Here is a 14,410-nt window from a genome sequence, read left to right as displayed (position 1 = left end):
GAATGAAAAGAATGCTTATCAACGCTACGCAGCCTGAAGAACTGCGTGTTGCTTTGGTAGATGGTCAAAAACTTTACGATTTTGACATTGAAGTACCTTCAAAAGAACAAAAAAAATCAAACATTTACAAAGGAATCATAACCCGAATAGAACCCAGTCTTGAAGCCGCTTTCATCAACTATGGGGCTGAAAAACATGGCTTTTTACCTTTTAAGGAAATAGCACCAAGTTTTCTCCAGACCAGTAACGCGCCTTCAGAAGGTCGGCAGTCAATCAAAGACCAGCTTCGTGAAGGTCAGGAAATTGTTGTTCAGATTGAAAAAGAAGAACGCGGCAATAAGGGTGCCGCTTTAACCACCTATATCAGTCTTGCTGGAACCTACCTCGTTTTAATGCCCAACAACCCTAAAGCGGGCGGTATCTCCCGGCGTATCGAAGGCGATACCCGCAGTGATTTACGTGAAGTCATGGCGGCACTCGAAATACCCGATACCATGGGCCTGATCATCAGAACCGCGGGGTGCGGCAAAAATGCCGAGGAACTGCAATGGGATTTGAATTACCTCTTGCAATTGTGGGAAGCCATTGAACGAACCTCCAAAGAGCAAACTGCGCCCTTTTTGGTTTTCCAAGAAAGTAATGTCATTATTCGCGCACTAAGAGATCATCTGCGGAGTAACATTGACGAAATCCTGATCGATAATGAATCCTCATTTAAATTGGTGCAAAACTTCCTGAAGCAGGTAATGCCCCACTTTTTACCCAAGGCAAAGCTCTACCAGGATGCAGTGCCCTTATTCAGCCGTTATCAGATCGAATCACAGATTGAAGTGGCCTACGGCAGAGAGGTGTCATTACCTTCCGGCGGCTCCATAGTCATTGACCATACGGAAGCACTCACCAGTATCGACATCAACTCGGCCAGAGCGACTAAAGGCAGTGATATTGAAGAGACTGCCCTCAATACCAATCTGGAAGCCGCTGATGAAATAGCCAGACAATTGCGTCTGCGCGATTTGGGAGGACTATTCGTCATTGATTTCATTGACATGATGTCCAACAAAAATCAGCGAACCGTTGAAAATCAATTACGCGACGCCTTAAAGATTGACAGAGCACGCATCCAAACGGGGCGTATTTCTCGTTTCGGGCTATTAGAAATGTCCAGGCAACGCCTGCGGCCATCTCTCGGCGAATCAACTCAGTTGACCTGTCCTCGCTGCAAAGGCCAGGGGATGATACGCAATGTCGAATCTGTCGCACTGGCCGTGTTACGTGTGCTGGAAGAAGAGGCTATGAAGCCGGGCACCGAAAAAGTGATTGCGCATTTGCCTATCGAAAGCGCGACCTTTTTACTCAATGAAAAACGCCCCGCTATCGAACAAATCGAATCTCGTCTGAAAGTCGGCATTATCATTTTACCAAGCAAGCATCTTGAAACGCCCGCTTATGATATTGAGCGAATTAAAAGTAAGGATGCGTCCGAAGAAAAACCGAGTTATTTACAGATTAAAGAGGAAGATATTCCGCTTCCTGATTTTGCTCAGCAGAGTAAACCCAAAATTGATTCGCCAGCGATTAAAGAGTTTATGCATGAAACGCCGGCACCGGTTCAAAACAGAAATAACTCGGCCAGCTTGATTAAGCGTTTTTGGCAAAAATTAGTCGGTACCCCTGATGTCAACGCACCGGTAAAGCATACGCCAGCCAAAAAGCCTTCAGACGACGGTGAAGAAGCATCAGAGCATTCAAAAAACCGGAGAAATCCTGATAACAAACGCCCGCAAAATGGACGCGGCAATAGGCCGCCCAGAAGTCCTGATGGCAAAAACCCAAGAAGAAATAAACCACCGGAAAGACCACCCGTTGAAAAAGCGGTGACTGAAGACGTGACGCAAACAGAAATTGTGGCTGCCCAACCGCTAGGCGGTGCCGAACCGGTTAAAAAGCCACAAAGCCGCAGACGGGGACCCAACAGAAGAAGACCGCGCAACCCAAACTACCGGAAACCTGATTCGGCCTCAGAATCCGAGTCTAAATCCGCCGAATCAACTGAATCCTCTCCCGCTCCGGCACGAGAGCCCAGTCCGGTAGAAAACGACTAAAACCTTTAAGCCAAGGACGGCTTAAATGCCAAGATCATCGACCCACCGCTTTTTACCCGCCAAGACGCAGTATTTGCGAGAGGACGGGATACAACATTACAACATACGTCGGTTTCGATTAAGCTCATTCGCAACCAATGTCTTGTCAAACAAATACCGTTAAAGAAGCGTCTTTTTAACGGTATTTAACTTCTACATGATCTCCTTCAAAAAGCCGTTTTAGGCGGACTATTAATTCATCGGTAGGATGGACACGCCATTCTTCGCCCAATTGAACCGAAGCCCTTGCCGTATTTGAAGAATAATTAATAACGACGGGGCAAGATCCGCCTTTGTAGGGCTTTAGTACCGCATCGAAAGGGTCAATGATTTCTTTTGTTGATGACGCGGCATTCTTCCAGTCAATCAGGATGCATCGGGCAAATTGACTACGTGCATCTTCAATACTGTAAAGTTTCTCCACAGTCAGCCTTAACATCCCGGTAAAGTCGTCTATTCCAATGGCGCCTTCGGCAACCAGCAGCGCATCTTTTGATAAAAGATCGCGGTATTTATCGTAACTTTCACCAAAAATTGCCAACTCCAAGCGACCGGAACGATCATCCAACGTAACAAAACCCATGGTTTTACCCTGTTTGGTTTGTCGCGTGCGAATATCAACCACCATTCCGGCAGCACGCCCTTCCATTCGTCCGCGGGATCTTTCTACATCCGCAAGAATGCTGGAAATTTTGCCATGTGTGAAATTTTTTAATTCCTTTTCATACTGAATAATCGGATGTCCCGTTAGAAACAAACCCAGAGTATTTTTCTCAGCAGTCAGGCGCTCGGCTTCTGTCCAGGGCTCTGCCGTTGTCGAATAGGCTGACTGATCAACATCCGGCTCTGCATTTACCGCCAAGCCAAACAAGTCATTTTGACCCGTTTCCGACATTTTTCCATGTTGTTCGGCAACACGCAAAGCTACCGTCAATTCGGCCAAATGAGCAGCACGATTATCATCGAATTCGTCAAGTGCTCCCGCTTTGATCAGCGCTTCCAACACACGCCGGTTGACCTTTCGCAAATCCACTCGCTTACATAAGTCATATAAACCTTCATAGCTGCCATGCTGATCACGCTCATTAATCAGTTCCTCAATGGCCGATTCGCCGACGCCTTTGATGGCCCCCATGCCATAGACAATCTGCTGCTTAACATTAACCGTGAAACGGAAGTTTGAAACATTGATATTGGGCGGGCAAATACTGAGCTTCATTTCCCGGCATTCTTCGATCAAAACGACGACTTTATCGGTATTGTCCATATCGGCGGATAGTACTGCCGCCATAAATTCGGCTGGAAAATGTGCTTTTAGCCAGGCAGTTTGATAAGCGACCAAAGCGTAAGCGGCAGAATGCGATTTATTAAAGCCGTAACCCGCAAATTTTTCCATTAAATCGAAAATGTAAGTAGCGACACTTTCATCAATTTGATTGGCGACCGCTCCTTGGGTAAATATCTCTCGTTGCTTGGCCATTTCTTCAGGCTTTTTCTTACCCATAGCCCGGCGCAACATGTCAGCGCCACCCAAGGTATAGCCCGCCAGCTCACGAGCAATCTGCATAACCTGTTCCTGGTACAGAATAACGCCGTTGGTTGACTTGAGAATTGGAATCAGCAAGGGATGAGCATATTCAGCTTTCGCGCCATGCTTGACATTGATGTAATCGTCCACCATGCCCGATTCCAGTGGACCAGGCCTAAATAATGCAACCAGCGCGATGATGTCGTCAAAACAGTCCGGTTTGAGTTTTTTGATTAACTCTTTCATACCTCTGGACTCTAACTGAAACACCGCTGTTGTCTGGGCTTTTTTCAATAATTCGAAGGTATCCTGATCATCCCGGGGAATCTGGGTAATGTCGACGATTCCTTCACCGGCTTTCTGCAGCCTGTGATTGATCGTTTGCAACGCCCAATCGATTATAGTCAGCGTGCGCAGCCCCAAGAAGTCAAACTTGACCAGTCCGACCGCTTCAACATCATCCTTGTCAAACTGTGTTACCAGATTGCCGCCGCCCTGCTCACAATAAAGCGGCGTAAAGTCGGTCAACTTTGAGGGAGAAATAACAACCCCACCGGCATGTTTACCTGCGTTCCGGGAAATGCCCTCCAACATTCTGGCCATATCGACCAGCGCCTTGACTTCTTCCTCCTTGTCATAGAGCTGCTTGAGTTCAGGGCTGTCTTTAAGCGCTTTTTCCAGGGTCATGCCAATTTCAAAGGGAATCAGCTTGGCAAGCCTATCGACAAATCCGTAAGAAAAACTTAACACGCGCCCTACATCCCTGACGACCGCTTTTGCGGCCATAGAGCCATAGGTGATAATCTGAGAGACATGGTCCCTGCCGTAATGTCTGGCCACATAATCAATCACCTCATCCCGGCGATCCATGCAAAAATCCACGTCAAAATCAGGCATTGAAACCCGTTCGGGATTAAGAAAGCGCTCAAACAATAATTCGAATTCAATAGGATCCAAATCAGTGATTTTTAACACGTACGCCACAAGCGAACCGGCACCGGAGCCCCTGCCCGGCCCAACAGGAATGCCATTGTTTTTAGCCCATTGAATAAAATCGGCAACAATAAGGAAGTAACCGGAAAAACCCATCTGGGTTATCACGTTCAGTTCTATATCCAGGCGGTCGTGATAAGCTTTTGTGTTTTCTTCTTTCGAGCCGGAGCCAAATGCCGGATATTGCACTAGCCGTTCAGCCAGCCCTTTTTTTGATGCATCAATCAGGAATTCATCAATGGTCATCCCTTCCGGCACTGGAAAATCGGGCAGGTAATTTTTACCCAGAGTCAGTTCCAGATTACACCGCTTTGCAATTTCCACAGTGTTGGCCAATGCTTCGGGTATATCTGAAAACAAGGCCTGCATTTCCTCAGCCGTCCGCAAGTATTGCTGCGCAGTGTAATCCTTGGGTCTTCTGGTATCGTCCAATACACGGCCTTGATGAATGCAGACTCTAACCTCATGCGCATCAAATTCACTGGCTTTAAGAAACCGGACATCATTCGTAGCAACTATCGGTAGTTCTCTTTGCAAGGCAAGCTCCATTACCGCAGCAATATAAAACTCTTCATGCGGCTTGCCTACCCGCTGAACTTCCAGATAAAAACTGTTTTCAAATAGTCCGGCCCATCGCTCTGCCAGCGCTTTCGCCTCCTGCGTATTATTAGCCAATAATGCCTTGCCGATATCGCCATTCATTGCACCTGATAAAGCAATCAACCCATCATGGCTTGCCTCTATCCATTCCCTTTGAATCATTGGGATGCCCTGATGCTGTCCCTCCTGGTAAGCCTTGGAAATAAGCTCTGTCAAAGTAACGTAGCCTTTTCTGTTTTTTACCAGTAATGTCAAACCAAAGGGAGCTGCCGGCTCATCGGCATTGTAAAGATTGATATCAGCGCCAATAATCGGCTTTATGCCTTGCCCCAAAGCCGTTTTATAAAACTTGACCAATGAAAACAAGTTAGCCTGCTCAGTGACAGCAACAGCCGGCATATTCATTTCGGCTAAGGTTTTAATCAACGGTTTAATTCTGACAATTCCATCTACCAGCGAAAATTCGGTGTGTAATCTCAGATGGACAAATGAAGGTTGCATGTTGATAGCGATAGTTGAGAGATAAACAAAAACGGCAAGGAGTTAACCAAAAGTGCAGGCCAATAAGCTTCCTTTTGCCACAGGGCGCTAATCTGAAACAACGGCTGTATTTAAATTAATTATTCAGCGTAGTTTGGATTGCATGCTTATCGCAACCCAACAATAAATGCCATGGCATTGAAATGTTCGGTTGACTATCACCAACCGCAACCTACACGGCTCATCACCGTTGTTTTGTTGCCCCACTGAATAGCGACATAGAAAATTAACGCTTCAAAGTGAGGTTTGGGTATTAGCTGATCAGGAAATAGCCAGGACTTGCTTGACCGGTGCAAAACTGCGCCTGTGAATAGGTAACAAGCCAAGTGTTTGAATGTGTTCCAGATGTTTTTTTGTGGGATAGCCCTTGTGACTGTCGAAATGGTATCCGGGATAAATGCCATGGATGAACGACATTTCATTATCACGCGCGACTTTAGCCAGAATTGAAGCCGCCGAAATACAGGGGATTAAAAGATCACCCTTGATCACGGTTTCACCAGGAATTAAGACCGGAGGATAATAAGACCCATCGACCATCACCCACTCGGGGGTAATGTCTAATCCGGATAAAGCTCTGACCATTGCCAAAAGCGAAGCCTGGAGAATATTGATGCGGTCAATTTCGCTGGCTTCGGCTCTTCCTACAGACCAGCACAGTGCCTTGGCTTTAATCTGGCCGGCTAAATACGCGCGGCGCTTTGCTGTTAGTTTTTTCGAATCGGTCAGACCGGATATTTCGCAATCTGGATTTAAAATGACTGCAGCAGCAACCACCGGCCCTGCGATACAACCACGCCCGACTTCATCAACGCCTGCTACCAGTGAATACGCTATCTTAAAATTCCTCGCGTGACATTTCTAAGAAAGCTGACCATGTTGGACAACTCGTCACTATCACCGGCCATTCCTTCCATTTCCTCTATTGCATCTTCCAAACGCATATTCATTTTATAAAGGATTTTGTAAGCTTTTCTAATTTGCCTTATTGCTTCCGGCGTCACACCATTGCGTTCCATTCCGACGGAGTTGATACCATGCGGCCGAGTGGGCCGCCCTCCTACCATGACAAAAGGAGGAATATCCTGGGTTATAGCACTACCCATAGCAGAGAAACTGTATTGTCCGATTTGAGTAAACTGATGAACCAACGTAAATCCGCCTAGTATGGCGTGATCACCCAAATGCACATGACCTGCCAGAGAAGCACCATTTGCCAAGATAACATGATCACCGATCATACAGTCATGAGCGACATGCGTATAAGCCATGAACAAGTTATCGGAGCCAATTGACGTAACACCGTGATCTTGAAGCGTCCCTCTGTGCATGGTGGCAAACTCTCGAATGGTATTTCTATCGCCGATTTCAAGACGCGTTTTTTCTGACGCATACTTTTTATCTTGAGGATCTTCACCAATAGAGGTGAATTGATAAATTCGGTTTTGCTCGCCTATCTGGGTAGGACCGTTGATAACCACATGGGGCCCGATCACCGTTCCGGATCCAATCGTTACATCAGGGCCGATGACTGTATAAGGACCTATACAGACATCATCGGCCACTTGAGCGCGTTCATCGATAATTGCTTTAGGATCTATCAAATCAGTCCACCGCTGCCGCACACATGATATTAGCACTGGCGACAAATTCATTGTCTACTTCCGCCCGGCATTCAAACGACCAGATATTACGTTTGCTCTTTAAAAACTTTGCTTCAAGCATCAACTGATCTCCGGGCACAACAGGCCGTTTAAATCGGGCTTTATCTATTCCCACCAAATAATACGTCATCCCTTTACCAAGAACATCGGGCGCAGTTTCAGAAGCAAGCAAACCGGTTGCCTGCGCGAGTGATTCGAGTATCAAAACGCCAGGCATAATTGGCATATGAGGAAAATGGCCTTGAAAGAAAGGTTCATTATAAGTCACATTTTTGACACCCAAAAGCCTGACACCCGGCTCGCACTCGATGACTTTGTCCAGTAACAGAAAAGGATACCGGTGCGGAAGAAATTCTTGAATTTGCAGTATATCTAACTTGATAGACATTATTATGGCGTGATGAATGTATGAAATTTGAGAATCGAGCCGTCATGGAGGCGCTCCTGCAGTCCTTTACTGATCAGTTCTTATTCAGGCATGGAAAGTAATTTTTCTTGAATTTGGCTGGTTACGTCGATTTGCTCACTGGCATAGATCACGCCATCAGTTAACAACAAATCAAATTTTTGTTCTTGTGCCAAAGTACGTATTGCTTCAATAATCTTGCGTTGCAATTTACCCAATTCTTCGTTGCGACGCATATTGAAGTCTTCGCTAAACTCCTGTTGGCTTCTTTTCAGTTCTCTTTGTTTAGCCAAAATGTCTTTTTCCAAATTTCTTCTTTCCGAATCTCCCATAACGGATGCATCTCGGTTCATTCTTTCTTCCAGTCCTTTGGCTTCATTTTGTTGAGCCAGCAACTGTTTGTCTCTTGGGGAAAATTCTTGCTCCAGACGTTTTTTAGCTTTTTCCGCTTGGGGTGATTTCTCTAATACAGCAGGGATATTGACAAAGCCAATTTTCAAATCTGCAAAAGCCGCATTGGCCGATAACAATAATCCCAAAAATAAAACAATCTTAGTTTTCATTAGTTCATCCATCTTAGGTAAAAGTAAGTGTAAATTGTATAAACGCGTATTTTAATTTGTATAAATTATAGGGGATATATCGAGCAAACTAAAATGCCTAAAACCCGGAACCGAATGAAAACTGAAAGTTTCTTTCGTCATCTTGATCTTCAAGATTTATAGGCTTAGCGACACTGACCGAAATAGCTCCGAAAGGCGACAGCCATTCACCGGAAATACCGGCAGAATAGCGCATTTCATTAAACGAAAAACTGTCATCGACCATACCAGCATCAATAAAAGTACCCAATCTTATCGACTTGGATTCTTTCATAAAGGGAACAGGAAAAAATAATTCCGCACTGCCGGCCAGCTTCGTAGATCCACCTAAAGGACGTTTAGTGGAATCTCTGGGACCCAGGGTATTATCGTTAAAGCCCCGCACAGAACGCACCCCGCCGGCAAAATAATTTTCAAAGAAGGGCAGTTCATCTGTTTTACCATAGCCGTCTCCATACGCCGCTTCTGCACTCAAACTAAACGTCAGATCTTTGGCGATGGGGAAATATTCCTGCTGTTTATAACTGATTTTGTAATATTCAAGATCACTGCCCGGCACAGTTGCCAAGGCCGATAACCTTTGCTGACCGCCGCTGGTGGGGAAAACGAAACGATTCAGCGTATCATGCGTCCAGCCTATAGAAGGCGCAAAGGTTAAAAAACTGTCGCCTTCTTCATCAATGAAGTTAGTAATTTCGTCCGATGAGGATGGCGTAGTATCCAGGCTGGTATGCTTGACATCGGCATTAAAGCGCAAGGTATCAAATTCATTCAACGGTATGCCGAAGTTCATACCGGCATTTGCCACATCGGTAGTATAACTGGCAATATTAGCTTGCCGTGCATCGGTGCTTCGATAACCCAGTTCATAACCCAAGCTAATACCATCCAAAGTAAAATAGGGGTTTAAAAAGCCAAACCGGTAATTAGTTGAAACATCACTGTTATTGAATGCCAGATTGAGCCGTTTGCCGGACCCAAAGACATTGTCCTGTGAGATATTGGCATTCAAGATAATACCTTGTGTTTGCGAAAAGCCAACACCTGCCGTCAAATTTCCGGAAGGTCTTTCTACAACGGTATAATTGACATCAATTTGATCCGAAGTACCAACCACTGGCGGTGTCTCGACATTGACTTCCTCGAAATAGCCCAATCTTTCCAAACGCGTTTTGGATCGCTCTATTTTTGTATTGGACGCCCAGCTGGCTTCCATTTGCCGTAATTCGCGTCTCAACACTTCATCACGGGTTTTCGTGTTACCCCTCATATTGATACGGTTAACATAAACCCGTTTACCCGGGTCCACAAAAAACGTCATCGCAACGGTCTTATCAGCCTCGTTAATGTCAGGAACCATATTAACGTTTGCGAAAACATAGCCATCATCACCCAAGCGGTCAGAGATAGCCTTCGACGTTTCAGTCGCATTTCTTCTGGAGAAAATTTCACCCGGTCCAACCTGAACCAACTTGGTAATTTCATCGGGCTGAACAATCAGATTGCCTGCCAGTTTGACTTTTTCTAACGTGTAGACATCGCCTTCTTTTACATTGATCGTAATATAAATCTCTTTCTTGTCCGGCGTTATGGCAACCTGCGTTGATTCAATATTGAAATTGATATAGCCGCGATCCAGATAATATGAACGCAAACGTTCGAGGTCAGCAGAAAGCTTTTGTTTTGAATATTGGTCATCTTTGGTATAGAACGACAAAAGATTGGAGGTGCTTAATTCAAAGTCTTTTTGCAAATCGTCATTATCGAAGGTTTTATTGCCGACAACATTAATCTGCTTGATTTTGGCAACCCGGCCTTCTGAAATCTTGATATTGATCCCCACCCTGTTTCGAGTAAGATCGGCAACTTCGGTGTCAATCTTAAGACCATATTTGCCATGACTAAAATATTGACGCCTCAACTCCTGTTCGACTTTTTCCAGAATTTGCTGGTTGAATACTTTTCCTTCAGACAGGCCGATATTTTTTAATGCCTTCAGCAAATCCTCAGAACTGATATCTTTGTTACCTTCAAACAGAATTTTGGCGATTGAAGGTCTTTCGACCACATTGACCACCAATGTCGACCCCGATCTTTCAATCGTGATGTCTTTGAAAAAACCGGTTTTAAAAAGCGCTCTGACGGCAACAGGGATCCGATCCGATGAAAAAACATCCCCAATGTTGACGGGGAGATAATTGTAAACGGTTCCAACGGAAATTCTTTGTAATCCATTGACTTGAATATTATCAACCACAAACCCGTCTTCACTTTTTACTACCTGTGAAAATACCAAAGTCAGCATGATAATGACTGATAAAGCTGATAATCTCATGAATGTGTGCGGAATACGGTTGCCGTTGACTTATAACGTGGCAAGTATACCACAGAGCTTAGGCGCTCAACCAAATGGAATAAGGGCACAGTGATTTGCTATTGGGACGAAGGGTAGAATAAAACCGGGCTAGCCCGAAGCAGCGCTAAACAACCCGGCAGACAAGAAAACTGCCCATGTAGCCGGATTATTGATAAAGAAAAGAGCGGTGCTGAAATTCCAGTGGATTGTCAGCGTTTACCCAAAAACCCGCTGATAGGCTTTTTGTGGGTCAATAGATAACGATTCCTAAACCAGACACCACCTATAGCAGCCAACATAAGACCGCAAGAGGCAACCGTCAAGTAAATCAAATTCTTAAGGTGCGACATTTCTTTTAAAAGCTCTTCATTGCTGGTGTCTGCTGGAACTTGCTTCGTCTTTTCAGTATAAGCTCGAAGCACTTTTACGTCACTTTTAAGGTCTTCAATGGTTCCCAATGAATAGGTTACAGAACCTAATTTAACACTTTGTTCCAATGTTCTTAATTTGCTCTCAATTGAGCCGCTGACCAAACCAATCATTTGCCCTTTGAGGGCATCAATTTCTGCAGACAATACAGGGTTTTCCCTGGCTTTATAAGTAGCATCAAGCTGTGCTGTTTGATAACTATTCAAGAGATCCTGAGATGGCATAAGGAAAAACCCCATCACCATGACAATAGCCATTAATGCCAGAACAGCATAAATCAACATTTTATTGACTATTACTAAACTCTTGTCGGCTGGAATTTCACGAAGAATCATTGGATTCAACGCCTGTCCACCGCCAGAATTTTTCTCTCGCTTATTGCTCATTAATGTATTTCCTCTCAACGCAAACACAAGCGCAGATAGCAACTCAACCCCAAAGACGAGAACCCCCCAAACCCTGCCCGACCTTTTTATTACTATTCATTTTAAATACGAAACCAGCCCAGAAATCAGCTGCAAGCGCTTCTTTTAAATGATCAGAAGTCTCAAGGTAAAAACAAAGTTAAATGCATTCCCGATCCTTAAATTATTATTTTTCCAACCAAAAACCAAACATCCAATTTTCGGCGAATAGCAATTATACAAGCTTAAATCAAATTGTCGTGCGTTTTATCGGGTTTAAGCAAGAAGCGCTAGCCAGCGCTTCCATAAGCTGCCACCAAGCTTAAAGCCTTTGAAAGCGGGTATACCCGATTAACCGTGACCAAAAACCCTCACGCCAAGCAGACCACCAAAAACCTGATTAGCGGCTTTTCTTTGCGGCAATGCGCATTCTCAGTGCATTTAATTTGATAAATCCTTCCGCATCTTTTTGGTTGTATGCGCCGGCATCGTCCTCAAACGTTGCGATAGCCTCATCAAATAGACTGTCGGAATCTGACGCTCTTCCCACAACGACCACATTCCCTTTATACAACTTGACCCTGACCTTGCCATTGACATTGACTTGCGATGCATCAATCATGGTCTGCAGCATTTTGCGCTCAGGACTCCACCAGTAACCGTTATAGATCAAACTGGCATAACGCGGCATCAATTCATCTTTAAGATGAGCTACTTCTCTGTCCAAGGTCAGCGACTCAATGGCTCTATGCGCTTTAAGCATGACGGTACCGGCCGGCGTTTCATAACAACCCCGAGACTTCATACCTACATAACGATTTTCGACGATATCCAGACGACCTATGCCATTGGCTCCGGCTATGGTATTCAGCTTTTCAAGAACTTCCGCTGCCGAACACGCTTGACCGTCGATTTCGACGATATCGCCCTGTTTATAGGTTAACTCCAGATAGGTTGGCTTATCGGGCGCCGCTTCCGGAGCCACACTCCAGCGCCACATCGACTCTTCAGGCTCAGCCCAAGGATCTTCGAGAATGCCGCCTTCGTAAGAAATATGTAACAAATTGGCATCCATTGAATAAGGCGAAGCTTTACCTCGTTTCATTTCTACCGGAATATTGTGTTTTTCAGCATAAGCCAACAAGGTTTCACGCGAAGTCAAATCCCACTCACGCCATGGAGCAATCACATGAATATCGGGTCTTAACGCGTAAGCACCCAACTCAAAACGGACCTGATCATTACCCTTGCCTGTTGCGCCGTGAGAAATGGCTTCAGCTCCGGTTTCGTTGGCGATTTCTATCAACCGTTTGGCAATCAGCGGTCTTGCAATGGAAGTCCCTAAAAGATATTCACCTTCGTAAACGGTATTGGCGCGAAACATCGGGAATACGAAATCGCGCGCAAATTCTTGACGCAGATCATCAATATAAATCTCCTTTATACCCATGGCTTGCGCTTTCGCTCTTGCCGGCTCAACTTCCTCACCCTGGCCGATATCGGCTGTAAAGGTAACGACTTCACAATCGTAAACATCTTTTAGCCATTTCAGAATGACTGAGGTATCCAAACCTCCGGAATAAGCCAGAACGACCTTCTTGATACTCGACATAACACCCCAATGTATTGCTCGATAAAAATAATCGCGGTGTCCGTTTCTAATAAACATCCGCATAAATGGAAACTTAATGGGGCGAAATTATACCGTAAAACCAGAAAGACGGCAGGCCCGAAATAGCATCAATCATTCGTCTGCCAATTCAATTGTTCGATAACCCTTACAAATTCAGCATCCGGAGGAGAATGGATCGAAACCAGCGCGTCTGACACAGGGTGAGGAAAATGAAGATCGCTTGCCGTCAATAACAGCTGATGAGACCCCAGATAGGTTCTAAAAAAAGCATTCTGTTTGCCGTCACCGTGAGTCGTATCACCCACAATAGGATGAAAGATATGCTTCATATGCCGCCGCAACTGATGCTTACGCCCGGTTTCAGGCACCAGCTCAACGAGCGAATAACGGCAGGTTGAATGGCGTTTTGTTACAAAAGGCATCTCCGCTCTTGCCAGACATTTAAAATGCGTCAATGCAGCCTGTGCCGGTTTATCTTCTGCGGCGTTCCTATCGCTCATTCGATCAAGCGTCTCCTGTAACGGATAATCGATACTGCCTTTTAGCTCGACAAACCCTCTGACAATAGCCTGGTAACGCTTGCGCACATGTCCATTGACGAAAACCGCCATCATTTGCCGAGCAACATCGGCATTTAAAGCAAAGAGCAGAATCCCTGATGTGGGTTTATCCAATCTGTGCACCGGAAAAACATGGCGACCGATTTGATCACGCAGCAATTGCACAGCAAACCGGGTTTCATGACGGTCTATATTGGATCGATGCACCAGCAAGCCTGCCGGTTTGTTGATAGCGACCAGATAGTCATCCTGATACAGTATTTCTAACACTCCGAAACCGCCATTTCATTGGTTTCAGAGCTGATTAACTGCAGTTTTTCCGCTCTTTTAAGTTTTTTCAGCATGGCTTCGCGTTTGCAGGCTGCTCTTCGATCGGCCAGCGTTTCCAGATACATCAAGCGGACCGGCTTGCGGCCAAAAAAATATTTGGCCCCCTGCCCTTCTGCATGCTGGCGATAACGCCTTTCCACATCATTAGTGCAACCGGTGTAGAAGGAATCATCGCTACAGTGGATGATATAGACCTGCCAAGCCATCATGTCACTTTAAAA

General features: G+C 45.3%; 11 protein-coding genes. 1 reads left to right on the top strand and 10 read right to left on the bottom strand.

The window, feature by feature from the left end:
• Nucleotides 1-2 precede the first annotated feature (2 nt).
• On the top strand, nucleotides 3-2,105 hold the full coding sequence (locus Q7V32_RS18935; protein WP_304898541.1) for an Rne/Rng family ribonuclease: 2,103 nt from the start codon (nucleotides 3-5) through the stop codon (nucleotides 2,103-2,105).
• A gap of 175 nt (nucleotides 2,106-2,280) precedes the next feature.
• Here Q7V32_RS18935 and dnaE read toward each other — a convergent pair whose 3' ends face one another.
• The 10 genes from dnaE to Q7V32_RS18885 all read right to left on the bottom strand — a co-directional run bounded on the left by dnaE (nucleotide 2,281) and on the right by Q7V32_RS18885 (nucleotide 14,395).
• Nucleotides 2,281-5,766 carry a DNA polymerase III subunit alpha gene (gene dnaE / locus Q7V32_RS18930; RefSeq protein WP_304898540.1) on the bottom strand — a complete coding sequence of 1,162 codons (3,486 nt, stop codon included), beginning with the start codon at nucleotides 5,764-5,766 and terminating at the stop codon, nucleotides 2,281-2,283.
• Nucleotides 5,767-6,066: 300 nt separating this feature from the next.
• On the bottom strand, nucleotides 6,067-6,642 hold the full coding sequence (rnhB, locus tag Q7V32_RS18925; RefSeq protein WP_304898554.1) for a ribonuclease HII: 576 nt from the start codon (nucleotides 6,640-6,642) through the stop codon (nucleotides 6,067-6,069).
• Nucleotides 6,639-7,460, bottom strand: a complete 822-nt coding sequence (gene lpxA, locus Q7V32_RS18920) for an acyl-ACP--UDP-N-acetylglucosamine O-acyltransferase (protein WP_370690850.1) — start codon at nucleotides 7,458-7,460, stop codon at nucleotides 6,639-6,641. Before lpxA ends, rnhB begins: the two co-directional genes overlap by 4 nt.
• Nucleotides 7,411-7,857 carry a 3-hydroxyacyl-ACP dehydratase FabZ gene (fabZ, locus tag Q7V32_RS18915; protein ID WP_159656339.1) on the bottom strand — a complete coding sequence of 149 codons (447 nt, stop codon included), beginning with the start codon at nucleotides 7,855-7,857 and terminating at the stop codon, nucleotides 7,411-7,413. The genes lpxA and fabZ overlap by 50 nt, the downstream gene beginning before the upstream one ends.
• An 80-nt stretch (nucleotides 7,858-7,937) precedes the next feature.
• Nucleotides 7,938-8,438, bottom strand: coding sequence for an OmpH family outer membrane protein (locus Q7V32_RS18910; protein WP_304898538.1), 501 nt, complete (start codon nucleotides 8,436-8,438; stop codon nucleotides 7,938-7,940).
• Between the two features lie 97 nt (nucleotides 8,439-8,535).
• Nucleotides 8,536-10,812, bottom strand: a complete 2,277-nt coding sequence (gene bamA / locus Q7V32_RS18905) for an outer membrane protein assembly factor BamA (protein WP_304898537.1) — start codon at nucleotides 10,810-10,812, stop codon at nucleotides 8,536-8,538.
• 230 nt (nucleotides 10,813-11,042) lie between these two features.
• Nucleotides 11,043-11,648, bottom strand: a complete 606-nt coding sequence (locus Q7V32_RS18900; RefSeq protein ID WP_304898536.1) for a hypothetical protein — start codon at nucleotides 11,646-11,648, stop codon at nucleotides 11,043-11,045.
• Between the two features lie 418 nt (nucleotides 11,649-12,066).
• Nucleotides 12,067-13,278 carry an argininosuccinate synthase gene (locus tag Q7V32_RS18895; protein ID WP_304898535.1) on the bottom strand — a complete coding sequence of 404 codons (1,212 nt, stop codon included), beginning with the start codon at nucleotides 13,276-13,278 and terminating at the stop codon, nucleotides 12,067-12,069.
• 128 nt (nucleotides 13,279-13,406) lie between these two features.
• Nucleotides 13,407-14,129: a tRNA pseudouridine(65) synthase TruC gene (gene truC, locus Q7V32_RS18890; protein WP_304898534.1), complete on the bottom strand. Its 723-nt coding sequence runs from the start codon at nucleotides 14,127-14,129 to the stop codon at nucleotides 13,407-13,409.
• The gene (locus Q7V32_RS18885) at nucleotides 14,123-14,395 is read right to left on the bottom strand and encodes a GIY-YIG nuclease family protein (RefSeq protein WP_304898533.1); all 273 of its coding nucleotides are present in this window, start codon (nucleotides 14,393-14,395) and stop codon (nucleotides 14,123-14,125) included. The genes truC and Q7V32_RS18885 overlap by 7 nt, the downstream gene beginning before the upstream one ends.
• Between the last annotated feature and the right edge of the window lie 15 nt (nucleotides 14,396-14,410).

Source organism: Methylicorpusculum sp., from assembly GCF_030651835.1.
Classification (GTDB): Bacteria; Pseudomonadota; Gammaproteobacteria; order Methylococcales; family Methylomonadaceae; genus Methylicorpusculum.
The sequence above is the reverse complement of the archived record's forward strand: the minus strand, read 5'-3'. Positions and strand labels throughout refer to the sequence as shown.

Bases quoted from the DNA above. Each gene is read 5' to 3' on its own strand.
- Q7V32_RS18895 (WP_304898535.1), bottom strand. From the start codon at position 13,278: ATGTCGAGTATCAAGAAGGTCGTTCTGGCTTATTCCGGAGGTTTGGAT.
- bamA (WP_304898537.1), bottom strand. From the start codon at position 10,812: ATGAGATTATCAGCTTTATCAGTCATTATCATGCTGACTTTGGTATTT.
- Q7V32_RS18885 (WP_304898533.1), bottom strand. From the start codon at position 14,395: ATGGCTTGGCAGGTCTATATCATCCACTGTAGCGATGATTCCTTCTAC.
- dnaE (WP_304898540.1), bottom strand. From the start codon at position 5,766: ATGCAACCTTCATTTGTCCATCTGAGATTACACACCGAATTTTCGCTG.
- lpxA (WP_370690850.1), bottom strand. From the start codon at position 7,460: ATGAATTTGTCGCCAGTGCTAATATCATGTGTGCGGCAGCGGTGGACT.
- Q7V32_RS18935 (WP_304898541.1), top strand. From the start codon at position 3: ATGAAAAGAATGCTTATCAACGCTACGCAGCCTGAAGAACTGCGTGTT.
- Q7V32_RS18900 (WP_304898536.1), bottom strand. From the start codon at position 11,648: ATGAGCAATAAGCGAGAGAAAAATTCTGGCGGTGGACAGGCGTTGAAT.
- Q7V32_RS18910 (WP_304898538.1), bottom strand. From the start codon at position 8,438: ATGAAAACTAAGATTGTTTTATTTTTGGGATTATTGTTATCGGCCAAT.
- fabZ (WP_159656339.1), bottom strand. From the start codon at position 7,857: ATGTCTATCAAGTTAGATATACTGCAAATTCAAGAATTTCTTCCGCAC.